The sequence below is a fragment of the Sphingomonas paludis genome (assembly GCF_053502515.1).
The window spans coordinates 2,273,696-2,298,190 of record NZ_CP187558.1 but is presented as its reverse complement, the minus strand read 5'-3'; the positions used below and the strand labels follow the sequence as shown (position 1 = coordinate 2,298,190).

25 protein-coding genes and 1 tRNA gene are annotated in these 24,495 nt (G+C 65.8%); 17 read left to right on the top strand and 9 right to left on the bottom strand.

What is annotated here, in order from left to right; genetic code table 11:
- Positions 1 to 125: 125 nt before the first annotated feature.
- Together ACPVPU_RS11030 and ACPVPU_RS11025 are read right to left on the bottom strand one after the other, a co-directional pair.
- Positions 126 to 698, bottom strand: coding sequence for an ADP-ribose pyrophosphatase (locus ACPVPU_RS11030; protein ID WP_448657990.1), 573 nt, complete (start codon positions 696 to 698; stop codon positions 126 to 128).
- Positions 695 to 2,209 carry a S10 family peptidase gene (locus ACPVPU_RS11025; RefSeq protein ID WP_448657989.1) on the bottom strand — a complete coding sequence of 505 codons (1,515 nt, stop codon included), beginning with the start codon at positions 2,207 to 2,209 and terminating at the stop codon, positions 695 to 697. Before ACPVPU_RS11025 ends, ACPVPU_RS11030 begins: the two co-directional genes overlap by 4 nt.
- A 209-nt stretch (positions 2,210 to 2,418) precedes the next feature.
- Between ACPVPU_RS11025 and ACPVPU_RS11020 the strand changes: the two genes are divergently transcribed.
- From ACPVPU_RS11020 to grxD, 9 genes are all read left to right on the top strand, one after another.
- Positions 2,419 to 3,372, top strand: coding sequence for an NAD-dependent epimerase/dehydratase family protein (locus ACPVPU_RS11020; RefSeq protein ID WP_448657988.1), 954 nt, complete (start codon positions 2,419 to 2,421; stop codon positions 3,370 to 3,372).
- A gap of 45 nt (positions 3,373 to 3,417) precedes the next feature.
- Positions 3,418 to 4,680, top strand: a complete 1,263-nt coding sequence (locus ACPVPU_RS11015) for a glycoside hydrolase family 5 protein (protein ID WP_448657987.1) — start codon at positions 3,418 to 3,420, stop codon at positions 4,678 to 4,680.
- 69 nt (positions 4,681 to 4,749) lie between these two features.
- The gene (gene leuC / locus ACPVPU_RS11010; RefSeq protein WP_448657986.1) at positions 4,750 to 6,195 is read left to right on the top strand and encodes a 3-isopropylmalate dehydratase large subunit; all 1,446 of its coding nucleotides are present in this window, start codon (positions 4,750 to 4,752) and stop codon (positions 6,193 to 6,195) included.
- Positions 6,192 to 6,317, top strand: a complete 126-nt coding sequence (locus tag ACPVPU_RS11005) for a hypothetical protein (RefSeq protein WP_448657985.1) — start codon at positions 6,192 to 6,194, stop codon at positions 6,315 to 6,317. Before leuC ends, ACPVPU_RS11005 begins: the two co-directional genes overlap by 4 nt.
- 15 nt (positions 6,318 to 6,332) lie before the next feature.
- Positions 6,333 to 6,962 carry a 3-isopropylmalate dehydratase small subunit gene (gene leuD, locus ACPVPU_RS11000; protein WP_448657984.1) on the top strand — a complete coding sequence of 210 codons (630 nt, stop codon included), beginning with the start codon at positions 6,333 to 6,335 and terminating at the stop codon, positions 6,960 to 6,962.
- Entirely contained in the window at positions 6,925 to 7,923 is a 999-nt protein-coding gene (locus ACPVPU_RS10995; protein WP_448657983.1) for an NADPH:quinone oxidoreductase family protein, read from the top strand. Before leuD ends, ACPVPU_RS10995 begins: the two co-directional genes overlap by 38 nt.
- Positions 7,924 to 7,999: 76 nt before the next feature.
- Positions 8,000 to 8,326 carry a DUF1476 domain-containing protein gene (locus ACPVPU_RS10990; protein ID WP_448657982.1) on the top strand — a complete coding sequence of 109 codons (327 nt, stop codon included), beginning with the start codon at positions 8,000 to 8,002 and terminating at the stop codon, positions 8,324 to 8,326.
- Between the two features lie 4 nt (positions 8,327 to 8,330).
- On the top strand, positions 8,331 to 8,570 hold the full coding sequence (locus ACPVPU_RS10985) for a BolA/IbaG family iron-sulfur metabolism protein (protein ID WP_448657981.1): 240 nt from the start codon (positions 8,331 to 8,333) through the stop codon (positions 8,568 to 8,570).
- 4 nt (positions 8,571 to 8,574) lie between these two features.
- Positions 8,575 to 8,898: a Grx4 family monothiol glutaredoxin gene (gene grxD, locus ACPVPU_RS10980; protein ID WP_448657980.1), complete on the top strand. Its 324-nt coding sequence runs from the start codon at positions 8,575 to 8,577 to the stop codon at positions 8,896 to 8,898.
- Positions 8,899 to 9,183: 285 nt separating this feature from the next.
- Here the strand turns inward: grxD and ACPVPU_RS10975 are convergent, their stop codons facing one another.
- On the bottom strand, positions 9,184 to 10,248 hold the full coding sequence (locus tag ACPVPU_RS10975; protein WP_448657979.1) for a mannose-1-phosphate guanylyltransferase/mannose-6-phosphate isomerase: 1,065 nt from the start codon (positions 10,246 to 10,248) through the stop codon (positions 9,184 to 9,186).
- Positions 10,249 to 10,435: 187 nt separating this feature from the next.
- Here ACPVPU_RS10975 and ACPVPU_RS10970 point away from each other — a divergent pair, with 187 nt between their 5' ends.
- From ACPVPU_RS10970 to nadA, 6 genes are all read left to right on the top strand, one after another.
- Entirely contained in the window at positions 10,436 to 10,804 is a 369-nt protein-coding gene (locus tag ACPVPU_RS10970) for a BlaI/MecI/CopY family transcriptional regulator (RefSeq protein WP_448657978.1), read from the top strand.
- A complete protein-coding gene (locus ACPVPU_RS10965) occupies positions 10,801 to 12,492 on the top strand; it encodes a M56 family metallopeptidase (RefSeq protein WP_448657977.1) in 1,692 nt (563 codons plus the stop codon). Before ACPVPU_RS10970 ends, ACPVPU_RS10965 begins: the two co-directional genes overlap by 4 nt.
- 171 nt (positions 12,493 to 12,663) lie before the next feature.
- On the top strand, positions 12,664 to 13,521 hold the full coding sequence (locus tag ACPVPU_RS10960) for an MBL fold metallo-hydrolase (RefSeq protein WP_448657976.1): 858 nt from the start codon (positions 12,664 to 12,666) through the stop codon (positions 13,519 to 13,521).
- On the top strand, positions 13,518 to 14,219 hold the full coding sequence (locus tag ACPVPU_RS10955) for a DUF4230 domain-containing protein (protein ID WP_448657975.1): 702 nt from the start codon (positions 13,518 to 13,520) through the stop codon (positions 14,217 to 14,219). The genes ACPVPU_RS10960 and ACPVPU_RS10955 overlap by 4 nt, the downstream gene beginning before the upstream one ends.
- 100 nt (positions 14,220 to 14,319) lie before the next feature.
- Positions 14,320 to 15,096: a hypothetical protein gene (locus ACPVPU_RS10950; RefSeq protein ID WP_448657974.1), complete on the top strand. Its 777-nt coding sequence runs from the start codon at positions 14,320 to 14,322 to the stop codon at positions 15,094 to 15,096.
- Positions 15,097 to 15,147: 51 nt separating this feature from the next.
- The gene (gene nadA, locus ACPVPU_RS10945) at positions 15,148 to 16,143 is read left to right on the top strand and encodes a quinolinate synthase NadA (protein WP_448657973.1); all 996 of its coding nucleotides are present in this window, start codon (positions 15,148 to 15,150) and stop codon (positions 16,141 to 16,143) included.
- 36 nt (positions 16,144 to 16,179) lie between these two features.
- Here the strand turns inward: nadA and ACPVPU_RS10940 are convergent, their stop codons facing one another.
- The gene (locus tag ACPVPU_RS10940) at positions 16,180 to 16,968 is read right to left on the bottom strand and encodes an SDR family oxidoreductase (RefSeq protein WP_448657972.1); all 789 of its coding nucleotides are present in this window, start codon (positions 16,966 to 16,968) and stop codon (positions 16,180 to 16,182) included.
- Positions 16,965 to 17,294, bottom strand: a complete 330-nt coding sequence (locus ACPVPU_RS10935) for a nuclear transport factor 2 family protein (RefSeq protein ID WP_448657971.1) — start codon at positions 17,292 to 17,294, stop codon at positions 16,965 to 16,967. Before ACPVPU_RS10935 ends, ACPVPU_RS10940 begins: the two co-directional genes overlap by 4 nt.
- Positions 17,295 to 17,390: 96 nt before the next feature.
- Here ACPVPU_RS10935 and ACPVPU_RS10930 point away from each other — a divergent pair, with 96 nt between their 5' ends.
- A complete protein-coding gene (locus ACPVPU_RS10930) occupies positions 17,391 to 18,302 on the top strand; it encodes a LysR family transcriptional regulator (protein WP_448657970.1) in 912 nt (303 codons plus the stop codon).
- 102 nt (positions 18,303 to 18,404) lie between these two features.
- Here ACPVPU_RS10930 and ACPVPU_RS10925 read toward each other — a convergent pair.
- The 3 genes from ACPVPU_RS10925 to moaA form a co-directional block, all read right to left on the bottom strand.
- Positions 18,405 to 18,479 (bottom strand) — tRNA-Asn (locus ACPVPU_RS10925).
- An 89-nt stretch (positions 18,480 to 18,568) separates the two neighbouring features.
- On the bottom strand, positions 18,569 to 19,345 hold the full coding sequence (locus tag ACPVPU_RS10920; RefSeq protein WP_448660497.1) for an NAD kinase: 777 nt from the start codon (positions 19,343 to 19,345) through the stop codon (positions 18,569 to 18,571).
- 5 nt (positions 19,346 to 19,350) lie between these two features.
- Positions 19,351 to 20,349 carry a GTP 3',8-cyclase MoaA gene (moaA, locus tag ACPVPU_RS10915; protein WP_448657969.1) on the bottom strand — a complete coding sequence of 333 codons (999 nt, stop codon included), beginning with the start codon at positions 20,347 to 20,349 and terminating at the stop codon, positions 19,351 to 19,353.
- Between the two features lie 82 nt (positions 20,350 to 20,431).
- Here moaA and ACPVPU_RS10910 point away from each other — a divergent pair, with 82 nt between their 5' ends.
- On the top strand, positions 20,432 to 22,411 hold the full coding sequence (locus tag ACPVPU_RS10910; RefSeq protein ID WP_448657968.1) for an EAL domain-containing protein: 1,980 nt from the start codon (positions 20,432 to 20,434) through the stop codon (positions 22,409 to 22,411).
- Positions 22,412 to 22,416: 5 nt separating this feature from the next.
- Here ACPVPU_RS10910 and ACPVPU_RS10905 read toward each other — a convergent pair whose 3' ends face one another.
- A complete protein-coding gene (locus ACPVPU_RS10905; RefSeq protein WP_448657967.1) occupies positions 22,417 to 24,471 on the bottom strand; it encodes an NAD(+) synthase in 2,055 nt (684 codons plus the stop codon).
- Between the last annotated feature and the right edge of the window lie 24 nt (positions 24,472 to 24,495).

Here is a 24,495-nt window from a genome sequence, read left to right as displayed (position 1 = left end):
CGGCCTTGAGCCGGGGCTCGGCTTCCACTTCTCTTCTTCTTTGGCCGGATGAAAAAAAAGCCCGGCCCCGGCTCAAGGCCGGGGCGACGATCAAAAAAATGTTCGGACATAGCTGGTGTAGACCTTCAGCCGCCCCACAGCTCCGGGTGGCGCAGCATCAGCGCCTGCGCGAGCACCAGGGTCTTGGCATCGACCAGTTCCCCGGCTTCAGCGAGCCTGCGAAGCCGGTCCAGGCCGATTTCGACCACTTCGATCGCTTCATGTTCGTCGGCTGCACCGCCGCCACCCGCAACCCGATCGGCGGCTGAATAGGGGGCCAGATAGAGTTGCACCCGTTCCGTCGACACCGGCGGGATCGGCCAGATGTTGGCGACCGGCTCCAGCGGGCCGAGCGCCAGGCCGCCTTCCTCCATCGCCTCCTGGCGGATGCGTGTCTCGGGATCGGCGGCATCGAGATTGCCGGCAATCGCCTCAAGCAGCGGCTGCAGTCCAGCATCCAGCACGGCAGCACGCGGCTGGGTGATCAACAGTGCGGTGCGGCGATCGGGGTCATAGGGCAGCACGGCAACGGCCGATCCGTTGTCAAGCAGGTGGCGCTCGACCAGCGTCCCGTCCGACAGCCGGATACTGAGCCGGTCGAGCCGATACCAACCGTCATAGACACGGGTCCGTGCGACAATCTGTGCACCCTGGCTCATCGCGCGCGGATGAACCCGCGCAGGTCCGCCGTCAGCTTTTTCAGGTCTTCGTCGCGGACATACATCATGTGCCCGGCATGGTAGTAATGCCACTGGATGCGGCCATCCGTCGGCATGCCCGTCCGGTTCAGCGAATATTCCGCCCCGAAAAAGGGCGTGGCGAAATCATAATAGCCCTGGCCTACCCAGACTCGCAGCTGGCTGTTTTCCCTGAGCGCGCGGCCGATCCAGGGCGCGACGTTCAGATATCCCTCGCCCCCGCGCGGGCCGCCGACCTTCCAGTCCCAGTCGCCCACCCCGCCGATCGCGGAATAGGTGAGGTCGGGCGAATAGTTGAGCACCTCGCGTGCATACTGGTTCATCGCGGCGGTATAGGCACCATCGATGCCGTAGAAGCTGGGGTCGTTGTCCGGCTCCTCGCCCGCATTGTCATAGTCGCGGCCGGTATAGCGCGTATCCAGCCGCCCGATGGTCTGGCCCCGGTCGCGCAGCAATTCCTTGTAAAACCGCCCGGGCGACAGGCGCAGATCCGCATTGGCCAGATAGGCCTGGGACACGCCGGTAAAGCGCGACAGTTGCGGCAGGATCGCCGAGCGCTCCCCGGCGCTCAGGCTGTTGCCCTTGAGCAGTGCGGCGGCATAGGGGCCGATGGCAAAGGCGCGCGCTTCCTCGACGAACGCTTCCACCGTCGCGGGCCGATCAGCGACCTTGTTGTGATACCATGCGGTCGCCGCCATGCTGGGCAGGTTGGTGACATAGGCCAGTTCGTTGCCCGGCGTTTCCGCCGCGATGCTGAAATCCAGGATCGCGGAGATCAGGATGATGCCGTTGACCGTCACGTCGGTGTAGCTGCCCTCCAGCTCGCGGATCACCGCTGCGGAGCGGGTGGTGCCATAGCTTTCGCCGCCGATATATTTGGGCGCGTTCCAGCGTCCATGCTCGTTCAGCCAGAGCCGGATGAACTGCGCCATCGACCGGGCATCCTGGGTCACGCCCCAATAGTCCTTTGGATCGGTCTGCCCCAACGTTCGGCTGAACCCGGTTCCGACGGGATCGATGAACACCAGGTCGGTGACGTCCAGCAGCGATTCGGGATTGTCGATGATGGGGAAGGGCGGGGCACCGTCGTCCCGCGCATCCCCCGGCACCACGACCCGCTTCGGCCCGAACGCGCCCATGTGCAGCCACAACGATCCCGAACCGGGGCCGCCATTCCACAGAAAGGTCACGGGACGATTGGGATCGACCGGCCCGTCCTTCAGATAGGTATAGGAGGTGATCGAGGCGAGCGGCTTGCCGTCCTTGTCCTTCAGATAGGTGTCGCCGGCTATCGCGCGGTAACTGATCCGCTGTCCGCCAAAGGTGCCGCTGTGGCGGGTTTCGGACCGGACAGGGGGTGCGATGGCGGCCTCGGATTTCGCCTCGGCCTTGGGGGCAGGCGCGGGCTGAGCGGCGGCGGGCAGGGCAAGGGAGCTGACGGCAAGCCAGCTGGCAAGGATCATAAGGCGCATTCGGATAAGGTCCCCGTTGTTGACGGCAGGTTAGGCGGAGTTTGGCGCCAGGGTAAAGGCGAGCATCAGATCAACCTGCCGTGCTCCTGCGAAAGCCGGAGCCTGGAGCAGCATAAGGCATCGCTTAAGGCTTTGGGTTCCTGCTTTCGCAGGAACACATGGTCGCACCCAACTCGACAGGCTTTGCCGATTTTGCAACACGCGCCGCCATGACGATCCTTCTTACCGGCTCTTCCGGCTGGCTCGGCCGGTTTCTCGCTCCGATGCTCCGCGATGCCGGGCACCATGTCGTCGGAATGGATGTCGCGCCGGGGGCGGATACGCAGGTGATCGGATCGGTCGCGGATCGCGGGCTGATCGACCGGGTGTTTGCCGAACAGGGGATCAGCGCCGTGATCCACTCCGGCGCGCTGCACAAACCCGACATCGCCCGGTATCCGGCGCAGGCGTTCATCGACGTCAATGTCGCTGGCACGCTGAACCTCTTGGAGGCAGCGGTCGCTGCCGGGAACGACCGGTTCGTCTTCACCTCCACCACCTCGCTGATGATCAGCCAGGCGATCCGCGATGAAGCCGGCGATGCGGCGGTCTGGCTGGACGAGACGAGTGGCCCGATCGAGCCGCGCAATATCTACGGCGTCACCAAATATGCCGCCGAACAGCTGGTGCGCCTTTATCACGCGACGCGAGGATTGAACGTCGTCACCTTGAGAACGGGACGTTTCTTTCCAGAGGACGACGATACGCTGGGCGATCCGCCGGGTGAGAATCTGAAGGCCAACGAGTTCCTGAACCGTCGCCTGACGGTGGAGGATGCCGCCCGTGCCCATGTCGCCGCGCTGGACGCTGCGCCGCGCATCGGCTTTGGCACCTATATCGTCAGCGCGCCGACCCCCTTTGCCCGGGAAGAGGCCGCTGAACTGAAGCGGGATGCCGCCTCCGTCATCGCCCGGCATTTTCCCGATGCGCCGGCGCTCTATGCGGCGCGCGGCTGGCGGCTGCCCGACAGCATCAGTCGGGTCTATGACAGCTTGGCGATCCAGCGCGACCTGGGGTTCCGGTTCGATACGGATTTCGGATCGGTGCTGGGGGCCGTTCGCAGCGGGAAGGCGCTGCCGTTCGACCACCGGCCGGACTATGTCTCGCCCGTCACGACTTCCTAATCCTGAAAGATATGATAAATTACCCTCTATAAGAGGGAGAGGTAGATGACGGCTCGACAGGCGCGCACCGCGATGCGGCACGGCGCAATGGCAGGATTGGCGATGATTCTGGCCGGTTGCGGCGGATCGGGCGGTGCTGCCAGCGCCGGGCCGATCCAGAGCCCGCCCGTCGCCATGCCGACCCCAACGCCGACGCCCAGCCCAACGCCTGCGCCCAGCCCCTCGCCATCACCTTCCCCGACACCGACGCCCGCCACTGCACTCGCCTTCGCCGCGACGCTGTCGCCGGGCTGGAACCTGGGCAATTCGCTGGAGGCGGTGAACCAGACCGGAGCGCTGTTCGCCTCGTCACAGGAAACCCATTGGGGCAACCCGGTGGTCAACCAGGCATTGTTGAACGGTGTTGCCGCTGCAGGCTTCAAAAGCGTGCGGATCCCCGTCGCCTGGCGGCAATATGCCGATGGCAGCGACCGGATCAGCGCGGCCTGGCTCGACCGGGTGGCGCAGGTGGTGGGCTATGCCCGCAATGCCGGACTGACGGTCATCATCAATGTGCATTGGGACGGCGGCTGGCTGCAGCCGACCAATGCCGCGCGGGACCAGGCGACGGCGCGGTTGCGGACCTATTGGACGCAGATTGCGACGCGATTCCGCGATGCCGACGACCGCGTACTGTTTGCGGGCACCAACGAGATCACCGTCACCGATGTCTATAGCGCACCGACCGCCGAGAATTGCGCCGTCCAGCGCGGGTTCAACCAGGCCTTTGTCGAGGCGGTCCGGGCAACCGGCGGGGCGAATGCCAGCCGGTATCTGGTGATTCAGGGCTATAACACCAACATCGATTACACCCTGTCGTGCAACGCGACCCTGCCGACCGACACCGTAGACGGACGGATGATGATGGAGGTGCATTATTACGACCCCTATGATTTCGCGCTGAACGAAAAAAGCACGCTGTGGCAATGGGGTTCGGGCGCGACCAGTTCGGCCAACACGCCGAATTGGGGCGGGGAGGCATATACCGACGCACAGTTCGACAAGATGAAGAGTGCGTTCTTGGACAGGGGCGTGCCGGTGATTCTGGGCGAATATGGCGCGATCCTGCGCACCGAATATGATCCCGCCGGCACCTATCGCACCGCATGGAACCGCTATGTCACCCGGTCCGCGCGGCAGCGGGGACTGGTGCCGATGTACTGGGACAATGGCTATCCGACCAATCATGCCTTTGGCCTGTTCAACCGGGCGACCGGGACGGAGGCCTATCCGGCGCTGATCGATGCGATCGTCGAGGCTGGGCAATAGCCGCGCTTGTAGGTCAAAAATGTCTCCGATGCTTGCTCGCGCGACCGAAAAGGTTAAGGGAGCGGCATTATGGCATCGAAACCGCTCACCCTCTATGAAAAGATCTGGGCCGATCATGTCATCGAGCGCCGGGACGATGGCACCTGCCTAATCTTCATCGACCGGCATCTGGTGCACGAAGTGACCAGTCCCCAGGCATTTGATGGTCTGCGCGCCAACGGACGCCGGGTGCGGCGGCCGGACCTGACCTTGGCGGTGCCCGATCACAACCTGCCTACGACGGCACGCGTCGATACCAGCGGCGCTGAACTGCCCATCGCGGATGCCGCCTCTGCCCAGCAGCTGGCGGCCTTGCGCCGCAACGCGCCGGAATTCGGCATCGATTATATCGACGCGCTGAGCGAGCGGCAGGGGATCGTCCATGTCGTCGGCCCGGAACAGGGATTCACCCTGCCGGGCACCACCCTGGTCTGCGGCGACAGCCATACCAGCGCGCATGGCGCACTGGGCGCGCTAGCCTTCGGCATCGGTACCAGCGAGGTGGAGCATGTGCTGGCCACCCAGACGCTGCTCTTGAAGCAATCCAAGACCATGGAAATCCGCGTCGACGGCACGCTGGGTCCGGGGGTCACGGCCAAGGACGTGGTGCTGCACATCATCGGGCGCACGGGGGCTGCGGGCGGCACCGGCTATGTCGTCGAATATACCGGCGACGTGATCCGAAATCTGTCGGTCGAGGGGCGGCTGACGGTCAGCAACATGTCGATCGAAGGCGGCGCGCGTTCCGGCCTGATCGCACCGGACGAGGCGACCTTCGCCTATCTGAAGGGGCGGCCAATGGCGCCGAAGGGCGAGCAATGGGACCGGGCCGTCGCCTATTGGCGCACGCTCGCCACCGATCCGGGCGCCGAATATGACCGGGTGGTGCGGATCGAGGGACAGGAAATCGCCCCCACGCTCACCTGGGGTACCAGCCCCGAGGATGTGGTGCCGATCACCGGCACCGTGCCCGATCCGGACAGTTTCGCCGATCCGTCTAAACGTGAAGCGGCGCGGAAGTCGCTCGCCTATATGGGCCTGACCCCCGGCACGCGGATGCAGGATGTGCCCGTCGAGCATATCTTCATCGGCAGCTGCACCAACAGCCGGATCGAGGATCTGCGCGCGGCGGCATCGGTGGTGAAGGGCCGCCGCGTGGCCAGCGGCATCCGTCAGGCGCTGATCGTGCCCGGCTCTGGCTTGGTCAAGCGCCAGGCGGAGGCGGAGGGGCTGGACCGCATTTTTGTCGAAGCGGGCTTTGAATGGCGCGAACCGGGCTGTTCGATGTGCCTGGCGATGAACCCGGATAAAGTGCCGCCGGGCGAACGCTGCGCTTCCACTTCGAATCGGAATTTCGTAGGACGCCAGGGGCCGGGCGCGCGAACCCATCTCGTGTCGCCCGCAATGGCGGCCGCTGCGGCAGTGACCGGGCGGCTGACCGATGTTCGGGAGTTGATGGGAGGGGATCGTCCATGAAGCGTGTCATCGTTCTGCTGGTTGCCGGCACCCTGATCAGCGGCATGGCCGCCGCCTATGCCGCATCGGCTGCGAAGAGCCGGGCCGCGACCGCGCCGGCGGTCGCCGACCCTTCGGCCTGACGGCGGGATCGTCCGATGGAGCCAGTGACGCGCGTTGCGGGCGGGGCCTATCCCTGGGGAGCGAAGAATATCGATACCGATATCATCATCCCCGCCCATTGGCTGAAGACGATCAGCCGCGAAGGGTTGGGCAAGGGTGCGTTCGAAACCGTCCGTGCCGAGCCGGGCAATGTGTTCGACGACCCTGCTCATGTCGGATCGCCCATCCTGATCGCCGGCGAGAATTTCGGCTGCGGCTCCAGCCGCGAACACGCCGCATGGGCGATGGCCGATATGGGCATCCGGGCGGTGATCGCGCCCAGTTTCTCCGACATCTTTTCCGGCAACGCGTTCAAGAACGGGCTGATCACCGTCGAACTGCCCCAGGAAGCGATCGATCGGCTGATCGAGGTGGCGCGGACCGATCCGGTCACCATCGATCTGGAAACGATGTCGGTAACGACACCGTATCAGGACCGGTTTGAATTCGCGCTGGATCCGTTCCGCCGGGATTGCCTGATGCAGGGGCTGGACGAAATCGGCCTCACGCTGGCAAGGGATGCCGCCATAACCAATTATGAATCCATGGTCGCTGCACAGCGGCCGTGGATCGTGCGGGAGAGCGGTGATGCGGGCCTTGCTGTCGAGGGCGCCGGGCGGGCCTGAAACACTGGAATTGGCTGATGTGCCGGATCCGGTTGCGGGGCCGGGTCAGGTCGTGATCGCAGTCCGCGCCTGTGCGGTCAATTACCCCGACGTCCTGATCATCGAGGATCGATACCAGATGAAGCCGCCGCGCCCGTTCTCGCCGGGCGGTGAGGTGGCGGGGGTCATTGAAGCCGTGGGGCAGGGGGTGACGGATTGGCGGCCCGGCGACCGGGTGATCGCTGTGCCGGGCTATGGCGGCATGGCCGAACGGATCTCCATTGCCGCCGACCAGCTCTACCGGCTGCCCGAGGGGCGGGACTTTGCCGAGGGGTCGGCATTGATCCTGACCTATGCCACGACCATCCATGCGCTCATGGATCGCGGCAGGCTGAAATCGGGCGAGACGCTGTTGGTGCTGGGCGCGGCGGGCGGGGTGGGGCTGGCCGCCATTGAACTGGGCAAGACATTTGGCGCGCGTGTCGTTGCGGCCGTCTCCAGCGAGGAAAAGGCAGCGGCGGCAATCCGTTCCGGGGCGGACGCCACCCTCATCTATCCGCAGGGTCCGCTGGACAAGGCTGCTTCCAGGGCGCTGGCCGAACAATTCAAATCGGCGGTCGGCCCCGCCGGTGCGGACATCGTCTTTGATCCGGTGGGCGGCGATTATGCCGAACCGGCTCTGCGCGCCATCGCCTGGGGCGGGCGCTATCTGGTCATCGGCTTTCCGGCAGGCATTCCGCAACTGCCGCTCAATCTGACGCTTCTCAAAAGCTGCGATGTGTGCGGCGTGTTCTGGGGCGCCTTTGCGATGCGTGATCCGGCCGCCAACCGCGCGCATGTCGACACGCTGTTCGAGCTGTGGCAGGCCGGGCGGATCGCGCCCCGGATCGGCGAGCGCGTTCCCCTGGCCAGGGGCGGGGATGCCATCGCCCGCATGGCAGCGCGGCAATCCGTCGGCAAGCTTGTGGTGACGATGGATTGAACCGCCCGTTGCCAGGGGCGTCCATGCTGCCTATCTGCCACAAGTGACAGGATCAGCGCACAGGGGATGCGACCTAATGACGACTTTCGACGACCGCGAACGCGCATTCGAGGCCAAGTTCGCGCACGATAACGACATGCAGTTCCGGGTGAATGCCCGCCGCAACCGCCTGATCGGCCAATGGGCGGCCGAAAAGATGCGGCTGACCCCGGAAGAGGCGGATTCCTATGCCAAGTCGGTGGTTCAGGCCGATTTCGAAGAGGCCGGCGACGAAGACGTCATCCGCAAGCTGTTGGGCGACCTGACCGGTGCGGGCGTCGAGATCACCGATGCCGAGATCCGCGCGGCGATGGAGTTGAACCTGATCGAGGCCCGTCGCCAGCTGCTGGAAGCGAAGGACTGATTCGATGCCGATGGCCGCCCAGGAAATCGAAACGCTGATCCGTCAGGCCATGCCGGACGCCCTCGTGGAGATCACCGATCTGGCCGGGGACGGCGATCATTACGCGGCGCGGGTGACGAGCGAGGCGTTTCGCGGCATCCCCCGAGTGAAACAACATCAGGCGGTCTATGCCGCGCTGGGCGGCCGGATGGGCGGCGTGCTCCATGCGCTGCAACTGACGACGACCGTGCCCGACAAGGAGTGAAGCAATGAGCGACGACATCCATGGCCGCATCGACGGCATCGTCAAATCCAATCCCGTAGTGCTGTTCATGAAGGGCAGCCCGCTGTTCCCGCAATGCGGTTTTTCCAGCCGGGCGGTGGCGATCCTCAACCACCTGAACACCGAGTTCGAAAGCGTCGACGTGCTGCAGGATCAGGGCATCCGCCAGGGCATCAAGGAATATTCCGAGTGGCCGACGATCCCGCAGCTCTATGTGAAGGGCGAGTTCGTCGGCGGATCGGACATAATGATGGAAATGTTCGAAAGCGGCGAACTAGCGGAATTGATCGGGGCGCAGCCCGCCGATTGAACGGCCCGCCGGTCACTAGCGACTTCGAAAAAGGCTCGGCAAGGCGCCTGGCCTTTTTTCTTGCGCGTTAAGGGTCGATGAAAGGGATGGTCGATGAGCGGGTTGGCGGGCCGATGGGAGATCGGAAGAGACCATACGGCCCGCCTTGAAGCGTTTGCTCGCTCGCTGCGTCATGCATTGCATCCGGCGTGCCAGATGCCGGGCTGGCCGACAATCAGCGGTAGTAAAGGGTTAACGCGCGAGCGGGATGCAGGGGCTGTGTAAGAAACCCCGACGCCGCGCGGTTCAGCCCTTGTCCTTCATTGCCTCGATCAGCCGCTTGACCTCCTGGCTGCGGCCGCGCGGCAGGATCAGGATATCGTTGCCACTGGCGACGACGATCAGATCCTCGACCCCAACCACCGCGATCCGCGCACCATCGCTCTGGATCAGGCAGTTGCGGGCATCGATCGCCACCACATCGCCCTTGCAGGCATTGCCGCCCTCGTCGCAGGCGCTGATCGTGTGCAGCGCATCCCAGCTGCCCACATCGCTCCATCCCATCGCCACCGGCACCACCGCCACGCGCTCGGCGCGTTCCATCACGGCATAGTCGATCGAATCGGAGGGAGAGCGGGCAAAGGCTTCGGCGTCGGCGTGAATGGTTGCGCCGTCGCGCTGCGCCGATTCCATCGCCGCCTGTGCGGCAGCGCGCATCTCCGGGGCAAATTCATCCAGCGCGGCCAGATAGGCGTCGGCGCGGAACAGGAAAATGCCGCCGTTCCACGCATGGTCGCCGCTTTCCAGCATGGCCTGTGCCTTGTCCAGCGGCGGCTTTTCGACGAACCGCTCGACCCGGTGGACGCCTTCGCCGACCGGTTCGCCGACCTTGATCCAGCCATAGCCGGTTTCCGGGGCATCGGGAGTGATGCCGAACGTCACCAGCCAGCCCTGCTCGACCAGCGGGCGGGCGGCCGCGATGGCGGCATGAAAGGCGGCGGGTTCGGCGATCACATGGTCCGACGGCATGACCAGCAGCATCGCATCGCCGCGCCCGGCAGCGATCGCCGCCAGCGCGATGGCCGGGGCAGTGTTCCGCGCCATCGGCTCCAGGACGATCGCCTGAGGATCGACGCCGATCTCGTCCAGCTGGGCTGCGATCATTTCGGCATGGCGGGCATTGGCGATGACCAGCGGCCGATCGAACCCGTCGGCGGCGCCGGTGCGCAGTGCCGTCATCTGCATCATCGTATGGTCGCCCGTCAGCGCCAGCATCTGCTTGGGCTTTTCGGGCCGGGACATCGGCCACAGGCGGGTTCCGGATCCGCCGGACAGGATAACCGGTATGATCTTGACGTGTTCGGTATTCATTCCTGTCGCTCCGATCCGCTGATGCCCCTCCGGCCGAGCCGGTCGGGCCGACCTAACCTGCTCCGATGCAACGCACAATGACCTAGGCCGCCGCAACCTCGACGGACGCCCGTTCATCCAGCATTCAGGCGGTTGACTACAGATGTAATCACGACGATTACAGATGTAGTCCAGTAGGGGAGCGAACATGTCCGAACGCATCAGCGATGCCGAACACGCGGTCATGGAGGTGCTGTGGGACGAAAGTCCGCTGACGGCACAGGATGTGGTGGAACGGGTGCCCGCCGATCGCGGCTGGAGCGCCAATACCGTCAAGACGCTGCTGGGCCGGTTGCTGGCCAAGAACATCATCGGTCATGAAGAGGACGGGCGGCGATACCGGTACCGCCCGCTGGTCGCGCGCGACGATTATGTCGCTGGCGAATCCCGGCGCCTGATGGACCGGCTGTTCGGGGGACGGCTGACCCCGCTGGTCGCGCACATGGCCGAACGCGACGCACTGACCGCCGACGATATTGCCGAGATCGAGGCCCTGCTGCGGGACCTTAAGCAATGATCGGCTGGGCGGTCGAAACCCTGGTCGCGACCACGGCGCTGATGCTGCTGGTGCTCGCCATTCGCGCGCCGGTGCGGGCGCGGTTCGGACCGCAGCTCGCCTATGCGCTGTGGGCGATCCCGCTGGCGCGCATGGTGTTGCCCCCCTTGCCGGGCGAATGGCGCGAACGCGCCGTCGAGCCACTGTCCGACCTGGGCGGCGAGGTGCCGATGGCGATGCTGGCGCCGCTGGTCCTGCCGGTCGAGCCCATTGCGCTGGACCCGCTGCCGCTCAGCCTGGCGGAACAGGCCGCACCCTGGCTGATCCTCGGCTGGGCCATCGGTGCCGTTGGCTTTATCGGCTATCATCTGATCGCCCATGCCCTGTTCGTTGCGCGAGTGCTAAGCGGAGCGCGGTCGCAGACGGTCCTGGCTGCAGGATCGGTGCGGGTGGTCGAAACCGACGCAACCACCGGCCCGCTCGCGTTCGGGATCTGGCGCAAGACCATCGCCTTTCCGCGCGATTTTTCGGAACGCTATGACGAACAGGAACGCGCGCTCGCTCTGGCGCATGAGCTTGGTCACCATGCGCGCGGCGATCTGATCGCCAACTGGGCGGCGCTGACCGTGCTCGCGCTGCACTGGTTCAATCCGGTCGCGTGGCGGGCGTTTCGCGCCTTTCGCGCGGATCAGGAAATGGCCTGCGATGCCCTGGTGCTCGCTGGCCGTCCCCAATCGCTGCGGCACGCCTATGGCCGCGCGATCGTCAAGAGCGCGCATGGGGGCGCGGTCTCGGCGGCATGTCACCTGCATACGATCAATGACGTCAAAGGGAGGCTGAAAATGCTGACGAAACACGAAAAGACCCCCAAGGCCCGATTGCTGGCCGGTGGTATCGCACTGGCGGGACTGGCGACGGCCGGGCTTGCCCTGACCGCGTCAGGGACCGCCGCTGCCGAAAAGATGCGCGACGGGGTGGAACAGGCGACCGGGGTCGAACTGGCCACCATCGAACTGGCTGCCGTCGAACTGCCGGCTGTGATCGCCCCGCTGGCACCGACCACGCCGTCCAGCCCCGCCATCCCGATCCCGCCGGTGCCGGGCCAGGTCGCGGATGCGCCGCTGCCACCGAGCACCGTGCCGGAAGCGCCGCAGCCCCCTGCGCCGCCAATGCCCCCGGAAACGCCGACGGATGCCAAGCCGGTCCAAAGCTGGACCTGGAGCTCGACCACCCGGACCGATGACGGGCGGGAAAAGCGGCGGGTGTTCATTCAACGCGGCCAGGGCAGCGGCCCCGATGGCAAGCCCCGCGTGTTCTTCGTGCCCCCGACAACGGGTGACGCAGCGGCGCTGAATGCCGAGATGCTGGCGGTGCGCCGGGAGAAATGCGGTACCGACAAGAAGGGGACGGCCGAAATCATCCGCAACGAGCGCGATGGCAAGCGACAGGTGATGGTGATCTGCACCGATCGTATCGACACCATGGCGGCCAAATCCCTGAAGCGTGCCGAGCTTGCCATGGCTGATGGCGAGCGCGCCCGGGTGATGGCGTTGACCGGTCTGTCCACGGCCATGATGGGTCTGCGGCACGCGCGCGAGACGATCGCGGAACAGGACAGCCTGTCGGCCGAGCAGAAGCGTGAGGCGCTGGCCGGCATCGATCAGGCCATTCGCGAGATTGAACAGGAACAGCGCTCGCCCGAGCAATAGGCGCGCGCCGTCGACCCCTGGGGAGGGGCGGGACCGGAGCAAAAGCAACCCCAGATGCCTTTTGGCCGGTTTCCGGCGGGGCCGGCCCGATCCTTCGCGGGTCGGCCCCGTTCGGCTGCTCGCGACCGGCCCGCCCTTGCTTCGCCGCTCCCCCGTGACCATGTGCAATCCATGACCGATCGTCCCACCGGCGTGGCGATGCGGATGGAGCCGCTGGTGACGCGCGTGCTGGCCCCCAATCCCTCGCCCTATACCTATACCGGAACCCAGACCTATCTGGTCGGGGGTGCGACCGACGCAGCGGTCATCGATCCCGGCCCCGACGATCCCGCCCATCTGGATGCGATCCACGCCGCCATTGCCGGACGTCGGCTCGTGGCGATCCTGTGCACCCACACCCACCGCGACCACAGCCCGGCCAGCCGCCCGTTGAAAGCCGCGACCGGCGCGCCGATCGTCGGATGCGCGCCGCTTGCGCTCGACGATGCCGGCCCGCGCGCCGATGCCGCGTTCGACCGTGACTATGTGCCTGACCGGGTGATGGCCGACGGCGACCGGATTGCCGGAGCGGACTGGACGCTGACGGCGCTGGCGACGCCGGGCCATACGTCGAACCATCTGTGTTTCATGCTGGAGGAAGCGGGCGCGTTGTTCACCGGCGATCACGTGATGGGCTGGTCGACCAGCGTGGTATCCCCGCCCGATGGCGACATGACCGCCTATATGGCCAGTCTGGAACGGCTGATGGCGCGGGACGACCGCGTCTATTACCCCGCGCATGGCGACCCCATCGAGCGACCGCAGCGCTTCGTGCGTGGCCTGCTCGGCCACCGCAAGCAGCGGGAGGGACAGATCCTTCGGTTGATGGGGGAAGGCGTCGTCGCCGTCCCCGCGATGGTCGAACGCATGTATGTCGGGCTGGACCCACGCCTGACCGGAGCGGCCGAACGGTCGGTCCTGGCCCATCTGATCGACCTGAGCGGCCGTGGGCTGGCCATTTCGAGGGACGGGCAATGGCAGCGGGCATGAACCGCACCGCGCTGCTGGCGATCATCGCCCTGTTGCTCGCCATTGGCGTCGCGCTGCTCGGCTGGCGCGCATGGCAGGACCATCAGGAACGCGCCGTGGTGACGCAGGAAGACGACGGATCGGCCGTGACTCGCGTCATCACCGCCCGTTTGGCCGGTACCAGCAATCTGCGCGTCGCCACCCTGTCCGGCACCATTCAGGCGAGCGCCCAGGACGTGCGCTGGTTCGGTTTCCTGCGTTCGGGGCAGGTGATGAAGGCGCCCTATAGCGTCGATTATTTCGTCGATGTCTCTGCCATCGGTGCCGACGATTTGGAATGGGTGCCGGCATCGCGCACGCTGATCGTCAATGCGCCCGATGTCATGGTCGGGGCTGCCAATGTCGACGAAGGCGCGGTTTCGCTGGTGCGGACGGACGGCATCCTGGTGACGCGGGAGGCAAGCCAGCAACTGGCCAGGCGCGCATCGGTGGCCGCGCAGGGCAAGGCGACCGCTGCCGCCCGATCGCCGGAGCGAATTGCGCAGGCGCGGGAAAACGCCCGTCGGGCGCTCATTCGCTTCGTCGGGCTGCCGGTTGAGGCGCTGGGTTATGACGATGCGCGGATCGTCGTCACCTTTCCCCCCGAACGGGTGACGAGCGACGGCGAACGCTGGGACGTGACGCGGTCTGTCGAGGAAGTGCTCGCCAACCGGCAATAGGCGCCGGCGGTATCGCCGGTCGGCCAGACCGGTCCATCGCAGCATAGCTAAAGACCCCGAATCATCGTAAGAAGGCCATGGGCATTCGGGGGGATGAACGATGGCGACATTGGCTGGCGCGCAGCGCGTATGGATTCGGCGCGGCGACGGGTTCTTTATCGGTTCGGCACTGGTGATGACGGCGGTCATGGTGGCCGGATTTTCAGTGCAGCTAGCCTTTGGCCGCTCGACCTTTGCCGCGCCGCCGCTGGTGCATGCGCATGCGGTGGTCTTTTTTGGCTGGGTGACGCTGTTCCTCGTGCAAACGCTGCTTGGTGGCACGGGCGCACTTCGGGTGCACCGTATCCTGGGCTGGGTTGCGCTTGGCTGGGTGGTGGCGATGGTGGGCCTCGGCATCGCGATCACGGCGTCGCGCGCGCAGACCGGTACCGTTCCGTTCTTCTTCACGCCCCAGCATTTCCTGATCGCCAACCCGATGACGGTCCTGGGCTTTGCCGGGCTGACCGTCGCCGCTGTCGTCAACCGGCGGCGTCCCGAATGGCACAAGCGGCTGCATCTGTGCGGCATGGCAATGTTGATGGGCCCCGGCATCGGGCGGCTGCTCCCCCTGCCGCTGATGATTCCTTATGGATTTCAGGTCGCCTTTGCCGCCGGTCTCCTCTTCTCGGTCGCGGGAATGATCGCCGACTGGCGTCAAAGCGGCCGGGTGCATCCGGCCTGGTGGTGGGGGATGGCGACGCTTGTCGGCACCATGCTGGCATGGGAGGCGATCGTGTACAGCCCGATCGGCGACTTCGTCTATCGGGCGGTCACGGCGGGCACGCCCGGTGCTGCCATCGCCCCGCTCGGCTATCCGCCGGTTCCGCCAATGCCTTGAACGCCGCGCCCATCCGGGCCATGTGAGCGGCGACCAAGGAGGGCATCCCACATGAACGCGCCGACCCTGCCGACCGGCACCGACCTGCTCGACGAGATCATGCGTCTGAAGCGGGAACGCAATGCCGTCATCCTCGCGCATTATTATCAGAAGCCGGAGATTCAGGACCTGGCCGATTTCGTCGGGGATTCGCTCGATCTCAGCCGCAAGGCGGCGGACACGGACGCCGATGTCATCGCTTTTTGCGGCGTCCGCTTCATGGCGGAAACGGCAAAGATCCTGTCGCCCGAAAAGATCGTGGTGCTGCCGGATATCGATGCGGGCTGTTCGCTGGAGGACAGCTGTCCGCCGTCGCAGTTCGCCGCGTTCCGGGCGCAGCACCCGGATCACATCGCGCTGACCTACATCAACTGTTCGGCTGCGGTGAAGGCACTGTCCGACATCATCGTCACCAGTTCCTCGGCGGAGAAGATCCTCAGCCAGATCCCGAAGGATCAGAAGATCATCTTCGGCCCCGACCGGCATCTGGGCGGATATATCAACCGCAAGATGGGCCGCGATATGCTGCTCTGGCCGGGCGTGTGCATCGTGCACGAGGCGTTCAGCGAAACGGAGTTGCTGAAGCTGAAGGCTGAGCATCCCGGCGCACCGGTTGCCGCGCATCCGGAATGCCCGCCGCATATCCTGGACCACGCCGATTATGTCGGGTCGACCAGCGGCATCCTGGCCTTTGCGCAGGATTTTCCGGGCGACACGCTGATCGTGGCAACCGAGCCGCACATCATCCACCAGATGGAAAAGGCGCTTCCCGCCAAGAGCTTCATCGGTGCACCGGGCGCCGACGGCAACTGCAACTGCAATATCTGTCCGTACATGGCGCTGAACACCATGGAAAAACTGTATCTTTCGCTGCGCGATCTGACACCGCGCATCGAGATCGAGGAAGGCTTGCGCATCAAGGCGAAGCGCAGCCTCGACCGGATGCTGGCCATGGCAGGTGGCACGGTTGGGCTTGGCGATCTGGGGCCGCTGGCAATCGACGGCTGATCGCTGGCATGACCGGTGGCCGACCGCCAGTCTGGTTCAGACGGTACGGATGGTCCCGCCGTCGATGACGAATTCGGCGCCGTGGATCGCCGCCGCGCGGTCCGCGGCGAGGTAGGCGATCAGGTCGGCAACCTCTTCCGGCTCGGCGCCGCGCCCGATCGGGATGCCGCCCAGCGCATCGAGCACGGATTGGCGCGCATCAGCGATCGTGCCGCCCTGGGCGGACTGGATGGTCTGTAGCAGGTGATCCGCAGCTTCGGTCATGATCCAGCCGGGGGATACGGCGTTGACGCGCACGCCCTTCGGCCCCAGCTCCTTCGAAAGCGACTTGCTATAGGTCCTGAGCGCAGCCTTGGCCGCGGCATAGCCGGTCGTGGATTCAGGCAGCGGCAGGACGGACTGGATCGAGGTGACATGGACCACCGCGCCTGCTCCCCGCTCGATCATCTGCGGAATCAGCAGGCGGTCGAGCCGGACGGTCGCCAGCAGGTTTAGGTTCAGCTCGGCGAGCCAGTGCGCGTCGGTCAGCGCCGCAAAGCCGCCGGCGGGCGAGGCCGATCCACCGACGACATGGGCCAGAATGTCGATACCGCCCAGCCGGTCGATCGCTGCACCGGCCAGGGTTTCGGCACCCGCTGGCGTGGTCAGGTCCGCCTGGACATAGTCGACGCCGTCGATGGTGTCCCGGACAACCCTGGCGGCGGTGATGACCCGCGCACCTCCGGCCAGAAAACGCTGGACCGTGGCGCGACCCAGACCCTTGGTGCCGCCGCTGACAAGGACGCGCTTGCCGGCGAACTCGGTGGGATCTGACTTGATGCTCACAGCGACACCTCCAGCGCCTTGATGGCGTCGTTCGCCAGCGTGAAGCGATAGGTGAAGCGGAGCGGGCTGCCCGGAAAGTCGCCATGCGCCGGTCCATCGACGATCACGTCGTCGCCTGCTTCCCGCACGGTATCGGGCGTGAAGATCGCCTTGACCGGAATCACCTCGGTTTCGAGCAACCGGCGGATCGCCGCCCGTCCGGCAAAGAGCTTGCCGTTATCGATGAAAACGGCATCGGAATGGAACGGCTTCAACATGCCGTCGATGTCGAGCCGGGCGTTTGCCCCCACATAATCGGCGATCGGCTTGGGCAGGTGCAGGGACATGGTCATCTCCTCGCTGGTGACGAACCTAATTTAGCGATGGACTTCGGTCCTGATAATCGAGACAAATCGTCATGGCGTGTCACGGAAAGCGGGATAATGATTCGTCATTCGCTGCTTGAATTGGAGGCGGTGCTGGCCATCGTCCGGTGCGGGTCGTTCCGGGCAGCGGCGCTGGACCTCGGACTGTCGACCACGGCGATCAGCAATGCCGTGGGCAAGCTTGAGCGCGAGCTTGCCGTGCGCCTGTTCAACCGCACCACGCGCAGCGTTTCGCTCACCCATGCCGGGCGCATCTTCGTCGCACAGATCAAGCCGGCGCTGGAAGACATTCAAAAGGCGATGAATACGGCGCGGTCCCAGCAGGAAACGCCGTCCGGCACCCTGCGGATCAACGCCTTTGCAACCGCCGCGCGGGAGATCATGGCGCCCCTCGTCTTGACTTATCTGAAGCGGTATCCGCAGGTGCATATCGACCTGGTCACCGAGGGGCGGCTGGTCGATGTCGTGGCCGCCGGGTTTGACCTGGGCATCCGCAGCGCGGACATAGTGCCGAGCGACGCGATCGCCATTCCGCTCGGCCAGGCGCGAAGCATGGCAGTCGCCGCAGCCCCGTCCTTTTTCGATGCCAGGCCCATTCCACGGGTGCCACAGGATCTGCTCGCCTATCCCTGTCTCCGCATCCGGCTTCCCAATGGTGCGCTATTCCGGTGGCGGTTCGAGAAGGACGGCGAGAAACTGCAGATCGACGTCGACGGACCGATCACGCTGGACGAAGCGTCGCTTGCCCGGATCGCAGCGACGAATGGCACGGGCATCGGCTATTTCATGGAAGCCGATGTGCGAGAGGACCTTGCGGCAGGACGGCTGGTCCGCATTCTGGAAGACTGGACACCGCCGATCGCGCCCCTGTGCCTCTATTACTCCAACCGCCGCAATTCCTCGGCCGCCTTTCAGGCGTTCATCGCGCTCGCCCGCGACTTCGCTGCCGGACGGCTGGTACACCCGTAACCGATCGAACGCGCAAAGCAGCGGCAGGACGGCGATCTTGCGAATGGAGGTCTGGCCTGGCGGCAGCCAAGCCGATATTTTCCGTCATGGTCTGAAGGAAACTGGCTCCCCGAGTAGGATTCGAACCTACGGCCATTCGATTAACAGTCGAATGCTCTACCGCTGAGCTATCGGGGAGCAGCCCCGCTTCCGCCGGGCAGGCCGCGCCTATAGCAGCGGGTTTTGACGCATGGCAAGGGCGATGCCCGAAAAAATCGGTCGCGGTTTCAGGCGATGAACTGTTCCATCGTGATGCGTTCGTCCAGCGCATGTTCGGGATCGAACAGCAAAGTCAGGTCGCGCGTGCGATCGACCATCACTTCCACCCGCGCCACGTCGCGCACCTCGCGCTGGTCCGCCACGGCGCTGACCGGGCGCTTGGCCGCTTCCATCACGTCGATCGTGATCCTGGTCTTGTCTGGCAGGATCGCGCCGCGCCAGCGCCGGGGACGGAACGGGCTGATCGGGGTCAGCGCCAGCAATGCGGAACCCAGCGGCAGGATGGGGCCGTTGGCGGAAAGGTTATAGGCGGTCGATCCCGCCGGGGTCGCCACCAGTACGCCGTCGCACACCAGTTCCGGCATCACCCGGCGTCCGTTCACGGATACCGCCAGCTTGGCCGTCTGACGCGTTTCGCGCAGCATCGACACTTCGTTGATGGCGGGCAACACCACCTGTTCGCCTGAAAGCGTGGTTGCGGTCATCGTCAGCGGCGTGACCTTGAACGGCTTGGCCCGGGCCAGCCGCGCATCCAGCCCGTCCAGCCGCCAGTCGTTCATCAGAAAACCGACCGTGCCGCGGTTCATCCCGAACACCGGCACGATGCGGGGGCGGGCGAGCATCGAATGCAGCGTCTGAAGCAGGAAACCGTCGCCGCCCAGCGCGACGATGATGTCGGCGCGGTCGACGGGTACCCAATCATAGGCATCGCGCAGGTCGTTCAGCGCCGTCTTGGCGACATGGGCGGGCGATGCGACCAGCGCCCGGCTTTGCGGCAATACCATGGTGCTCATCCCCCGGTCACGCTCATGTGACGGGCGGTTGCCGGTCGCGATCCGGGGGCGATGGCAAAGGCATGGGCGGCGGGTTTCGCCGCCAGGGCAATATCGATGGCGGCATCCACCGCCGCCAGGCCGCCCGAACGGATCGCCGCCTTCAAATCCACCCGGTCGTCATGCCCCAGGCACAGATACAACATTCCCTCTGTCGTCAGCCGGACCCGGTTGCAGCCGGCGCAGAAATTGGCGGTCAGCGGCGAGATAAGGCCAATCCTGGTGTTGCTGCCCGCCACTCGCCAGTACCGCGCCGGGCCACCGGTCCGGCGATCGTCCGGCACCAGTTCGAATGCCTGTGCTAGGCCGTCGAACACGGCGGTCAGGGGCAGGAACTGGTCGGTCCGGTCCCCCGCGACATCGCCCATCGGCATGGTTTCGATCAGCGTCAGGTCGAGCGCGCGGTCCACGCACCAGTCCAGCATCGCCGCGATCTCGTCCTCGTTGACGCCCTTCAGCGCGACCATGTTGATCTTGACCGACATGCCCGCCTGCTGTGCCGCATCGATCCCGTCGAGCACGCGGCTCACGTCGCCGCCGCGCGTAATGTCGGCGAACCGCCCGGGATCGCGACTGTCCAGGCTGACGTTGATCCGCCGCACCCCGGCCTGAGCCAGCATGGGCGCATGGGTGGCCAGCTGGGTCCCGTTGGTCGTCAGCGTCAGTTCGTCCAGGCCGGTGCCGATATGGCGACCGAGGCGCTGGATCAGGTCGCCGACGTCGCGCCGGACCAGCGGCTCGCCACCGGTCAGCCGGATGCGCTTCACGCCGCGCGCGATGAAGCGTTCGGCGATCAGCGCCATTTCCTCGAGACCGAGCAGCTGCTGGCGCGGCAGAAAGGTCATCGCCTCGCTCATGCAATATCGGCAGCGCAGGTCGCAGCGATCGGTCACCGACAGCCGCAGATAGGTGATGGCCCGGCCATGCCGGTCGACAAGGGCGGACTGCGTTTCCATCAATGAAACAGCTAGGCCCTATGGAGGGCAGGCACAAGGGCGGTTATGGCTGTGATTCGGCGCGTTGGGGGCGGAACGGGTTTTGGACGAGGATGCGACAGGCAAGGGGGTGGCGGCGGCGATGCCGGTGTTCCTGCTGTCCTTTCGGCAGCGCGACGAACTGGCGCAGCAACTGGCGCGGACGGGGTGGCAGGTGGCGGCGGCTCGCCGCGCCGACGGCGTTTCCCGGCGCTATCTGGCCAGCGGTGCCGCCATCGCCATCGTCGATGCGCGCGGCGCGGCTCAGGACGGGCTGGGGGCCATGGCCGAACTGGCGCCGTTGATCGAACGGGCGGGCCATGCGCTGATCGCACTAGTATCCCGCGGCGACGATGACAGGCTGGCGGCATTCGTGGCCGCCGGCGCTACGCAGTTCCTGGTCAGCCCGATCAGCGACATGATGCTGGATCAGTCATTGCATCTGGCCCGCCGCCAGGTTCAGCGCCTTGGGGGCAGCTGGCGCAACCCGACCGTCGGCACCGATGCGCTGGGGTGGCGATATGACCCCGCGACCCGAAGTTTCCAGATGACGCCCGCGCTCGCCAGGCTGGTCGATCTGCCCGAAGATGCCGGACCAGGTGCCCTGATCCGCCGTATGGCGCCGGAGGACCGGGCGCTGGCCCGCACCGCCTTTCGCCGCATCCTGCGCGGCGACGGGATCACTGCCTTTGCCCATGAGCTGATCGGCGTCGGTCGGACGGTCAGCCATGTTCAGCACGATGCCGCAACGGGGCGCTGGCATTGCCTGGTTGAGCCGCTGGGATCGGCCCCGCAACCGCGCGAGGAACTGCGCGATGCCCTGACCGCTGCGCGGAACGAGGCGGCTGTCCATCGATGGATCGACCGCGCACTGGCGGACGGGCGACCGGTCATGGCGCTGCGGCTGACCATCGCCCAGGCCGATGCCATCGACCAAGCCTATGGTCCCGCGGCGCGCGAGCGGATCGTGGCCACCCTTGGCCGCCGTATCGGTCATGTCGCGCGCGAACTGCTGGGCCGCAACATGGTGATCGCGCGTGAGGGCGCGGCCGGGTTCATCCTGGCGGCAACCGGACTGACCGATGCGCGCGCGGCCCATGCGGCCGAGCGGCTGGCCGAAACGATGCGCGAACCGGTGTTGATCAGCGAACGCCCGCTGTTGCTGGCGATCCAGTCGGGCCTGGCATGGAGCGTTGGCGGTGACACGGCGGACACGCTGCTCCGCCGGGCGAGCGCGGCGCAGGTCGAGGGCGGGGGCAGCGGGGGCGACGGGCCGGATGCGGATGACGAGCTGGCGCGCGACGTCACTGCCGCCATCGACGGCGGCGCCATCGACATCCTGTTCCAGCCGCAGGTGGAAATGGCCAGCGGGCGCATCACCGGGGTGGAGGCGCTGGCCCGGTGGCAACATCCGGTTCGCGGGGAAATCGGCGCCATCGCGCTGTTCGCCGCGGCGGAGCGGGCCGGCGTCAGCCTCAGCCTGTCGGACCATGTTCAGCGCCGCGCCCTATCGCTGGCAGCCGCATGGCCAGCCTCATTGGCCGGGCTGCGCCTGTCGATCAACCTGACCGCGCTCGACCTTTCCCGTGCGGGCACAGCCGACGTGCTGCTCGACCGGATCGACCGCAGCGGCTTTCCCCGCGACCGGCTGACAATCGAAGTGACCGAGGGTGAACTGATCGCCGAACTGGATCAGGCGGCGACGCTGCTCGGGGGGCTGCGCTCCGGCGGGTGCCGGGTGGCGATCGACGATTTCGGCACGGGATATTCCAGCCTGGCCTATCTGAAGGCGTTGCCGGTCGATTATCTGAAGCTCGACCGGCGGCTGACTCTCGACATCGAAGGATCGGTGCGGGGCCGCGTCGTGGTGCGCGGGGTGATCGACATTGCCCGCTCGCTTGGCCTGACCCTGATCGCCGAGGGGGTGGAAAGCGAGGCGCAGCGCAACCTGCTCGCAGCAGAGGGATGCCAGCTCTATCAGGGGTTCCTGTGTTCGCCGCCGATCGACGGCGATGCTCTGGCCGCGCTGATCGCCAACGGCTGACGCTTTCAGGTGTCGCTCAGGCCGCTTCGCAATTCGTCCAGCCACACCGTTGCCACACTGTCCGATGGCGCCCGCCAGTCGCCGCGCGGGGACAAGGCGCCGCCGCCCGAAACCTTTGGCCCATTCGGCAGGGCGGACCGTTTGAACTGGCTGGTCTGGAAGAACCGCTTCAGGAACTTCTCCAGCCAGTGCCGGATCGTCGCCAGATCATAGGATGGTCGTCCGTCCGACGGATAACCGGCGGGCCATGAGCCCGCAGCCGCATCGTGCCATGCGTGCCAGGCCAAAAACGCGACCTTCGACGGCCGCATCCCGAACCGCACGATGTGGTGAAGGAAGAAATCGTTGAGCGCATAGGGGCCGATGATCGACTCCGTGCTCTGGATCGCGCCATCCGCACCGGGCGGCACCAGCTCCGGCGATATCTCCGTATTCAGAATGGCTTGCAGGACGCTGTTCGTCTGCGCATCGAACTGACCAGTGGCGATGGTCCAGCGGATCAGATACTGGATCAGCGTCTTGGGCACGCCGGCATTGACGGCATAATGGCTCATCTGATCGCCGACGCCGTAGGTGCACCAGCCAAGCGCCAATTCGGACAGGTCGCCCGTGCCGACGACGATCCCCTCGCGCTGATTGGCCAGCCGGAACAGATAATCGGTGCGAAGCCCTGCCTGGACATTCTCGAACGTCACATCATGCACCGGCTCGCCGCTGGCAAAGGGGTGGCTCATGTCGCCGAGCAACTGGCGGGCGGCGGGCCGAATGTCGATTTCCTCCGCCGAAATGCCCATTGCGCGCATCAGCGCCCAGGCATTGCCTTTCGTACCCTCGCTGGTCGCGAAGCCGGGCATGGTGAAGCCCAGAATATCGGTGCGCGGACGGCCCAGCCGATCGAACGCCTTTGCCGCGACGATCAGCGCATGGGTGGAATCGAGGCCACCGGAAATGCCGATCACCAGCCGTTTCGCACCCGATGCGACGATCCGCTGACGCAGCCCTTCGACTTGGATGTTGAACGCCTCGTAACTGTCGGCATCCAGCATCGCGGCATCGTCGGGCACGAAGGGGAAGCGGGGGACGTGCCGCATCAATCCGCGATCCGCCGCGCTTGCCCCGTGGGTGAAGGCGATGCGCGTGAACCGGGCTTCGGGATGACCGGCGGCCGCCGCGCTGTCGTTGAACGTGCCCATCCGCATTCGTTCCAGCCGGATACGCTCGACATCCACATCGGCAAGCACCATTTCGCTCGCCAGGTCGAACCGTTCCGATTGCGCCAGCATCTCGCCCAGTTCATGGATCATGCCCTGGCCGTCCCAGGCAAGGTCCGTCGTGCTTTCGCCCGGCCCGCTCGCCGAATAGACATAGGCGCCGACCGCGCGGGCGGACTGGCTGGCGCACAGCAGCGCGCGTTCCCGCGCCTTGCCGATGGTGATGTTGGAAGCCGACAGATTGGCCAGGATCGTCGCCCCCGCCAGTGCGCCGTAACTGGACGGGGGGATGGCCGCCCAGAAATCCTCGCAGATTTCCAGGTGAAAGACGAAATCTGCATGGTCGTCCGCGGCAAAGATCAGGTCGGTGCCGAACGGTGCATCCTGTCCCGCGACCCGGATGCTTCCCATCGGCACGCCCCTGCCGGGCGCGAACCAGCGCTTTTCGTAATATTCCCGGTAATTGGGCAGGAACGACTTGGGCACCACGCCGAGCACCCGGCCGCGTGCGATGGCCACCGCGCAATTGTACAGGCGGTTGTTGTGGCGCAGGGCAGCGCCCACCGCCAGCACCGCCGTCAATTCGGCGCTGGCCGCGACGATCGCTGCCAGCGCCCGTTCGGTCGCATCGCACAGCGCATCCTGCAGGTGCAAATCGTCGATGGCATAGCCGGTGATGCTGAGTTCGGGATAGACGAGCAGATCGGCCCCGGCCGCGTCGCCCCGCCGCGCCAGATCGATGATCGATTCCGCCGCCGCCATCGGATCGGCAACCGTCGCGCGCGGCGTGCATGCGCCGACGCGGATCAGGCCGTGGCGATGGATGTCGAAAAAGGGCAGGGCGGTCATCCCCCGCCTTTAATCGCAAAGTGG

Bases quoted from the DNA above. Each gene is read 5' to 3' on its own strand.
- ACPVPU_RS10950 (WP_448657974.1), top strand. From the start codon at position 14,320: ATGGCGACATTGGCTGGCGCGCAGCGCGTATGGATTCGGCGCGGCGAC.
- leuC (WP_448657986.1), top strand. From the start codon at position 4,750: ATGGCATCGAAACCGCTCACCCTCTATGAAAAGATCTGGGCCGATCAT.
- leuD (WP_448657984.1), top strand. From the start codon at position 6,333: ATGGAGCCAGTGACGCGCGTTGCGGGCGGGGCCTATCCCTGGGGAGCG.
- ACPVPU_RS10985 (WP_448657981.1), top strand. From the start codon at position 8,331: ATGCCGATGGCCGCCCAGGAAATCGAAACGCTGATCCGTCAGGCCATG.
- ACPVPU_RS11030 (WP_448657990.1), bottom strand. From the start codon at position 698: ATGAGCCAGGGTGCACAGATTGTCGCACGGACCCGTGTCTATGACGGT.
- ACPVPU_RS11015 (WP_448657987.1), top strand. From the start codon at position 3,418: ATGACGGCTCGACAGGCGCGCACCGCGATGCGGCACGGCGCAATGGCA.
- ACPVPU_RS10935 (WP_448657971.1), bottom strand. From the start codon at position 17,294: ATGTCCCTGCACCTGCCCAAGCCGATCGCCGATTATGTGGGGGCAAAC.
- ACPVPU_RS10975 (WP_448657979.1), bottom strand. From the start codon at position 10,248: ATGAATACCGAACACGTCAAGATCATACCGGTTATCCTGTCCGGCGGA.
- ACPVPU_RS10955 (WP_448657975.1), top strand. From the start codon at position 13,518: ATGAACCGCACCGCGCTGCTGGCGATCATCGCCCTGTTGCTCGCCATT.
- ACPVPU_RS10965 (WP_448657977.1), top strand. From the start codon at position 10,801: ATGATCGGCTGGGCGGTCGAAACCCTGGTCGCGACCACGGCGCTGATG.
- ACPVPU_RS10990 (WP_448657982.1), top strand. From the start codon at position 8,000: ATGACGACTTTCGACGACCGCGAACGCGCATTCGAGGCCAAGTTCGCG.
- ACPVPU_RS11025 (WP_448657989.1), bottom strand. From the start codon at position 2,209: ATGCGCCTTATGATCCTTGCCAGCTGGCTTGCCGTCAGCTCCCTTGCC.
- ACPVPU_RS10920 (WP_448660497.1), bottom strand. From the start codon at position 19,345: ATGGTATTGCCGCAAAGCCGGGCGCTGGTCGCATCGCCCGCCCATGTC.
- ACPVPU_RS10930 (WP_448657970.1), top strand. From the start codon at position 17,391: ATGATTCGTCATTCGCTGCTTGAATTGGAGGCGGTGCTGGCCATCGTC.
- nadA (WP_448657973.1), top strand. From the start codon at position 15,148: ATGAACGCGCCGACCCTGCCGACCGGCACCGACCTGCTCGACGAGATC.
- ACPVPU_RS10970 (WP_448657978.1), top strand. From the start codon at position 10,436: ATGTCCGAACGCATCAGCGATGCCGAACACGCGGTCATGGAGGTGCTG.
- ACPVPU_RS11005 (WP_448657985.1), top strand. From the start codon at position 6,192: ATGAAGCGTGTCATCGTTCTGCTGGTTGCCGGCACCCTGATCAGCGGC.
- ACPVPU_RS10960 (WP_448657976.1), top strand. From the start codon at position 12,664: ATGACCGATCGTCCCACCGGCGTGGCGATGCGGATGGAGCCGCTGGTG.
- ACPVPU_RS10995 (WP_448657983.1), top strand. From the start codon at position 6,925: ATGCGGGCCTTGCTGTCGAGGGCGCCGGGCGGGCCTGAAACACTGGAA.
- ACPVPU_RS10905 (WP_448657967.1), bottom strand. From the start codon at position 24,471: ATGACCGCCCTGCCCTTTTTCGACATCCATCGCCACGGCCTGATCCGC.
- moaA (WP_448657969.1), bottom strand. From the start codon at position 20,349: ATGGAAACGCAGTCCGCCCTTGTCGACCGGCATGGCCGGGCCATCACC.
- ACPVPU_RS11020 (WP_448657988.1), top strand. From the start codon at position 2,419: ATGACGATCCTTCTTACCGGCTCTTCCGGCTGGCTCGGCCGGTTTCTC.
- grxD (WP_448657980.1), top strand. From the start codon at position 8,575: ATGAGCGACGACATCCATGGCCGCATCGACGGCATCGTCAAATCCAAT.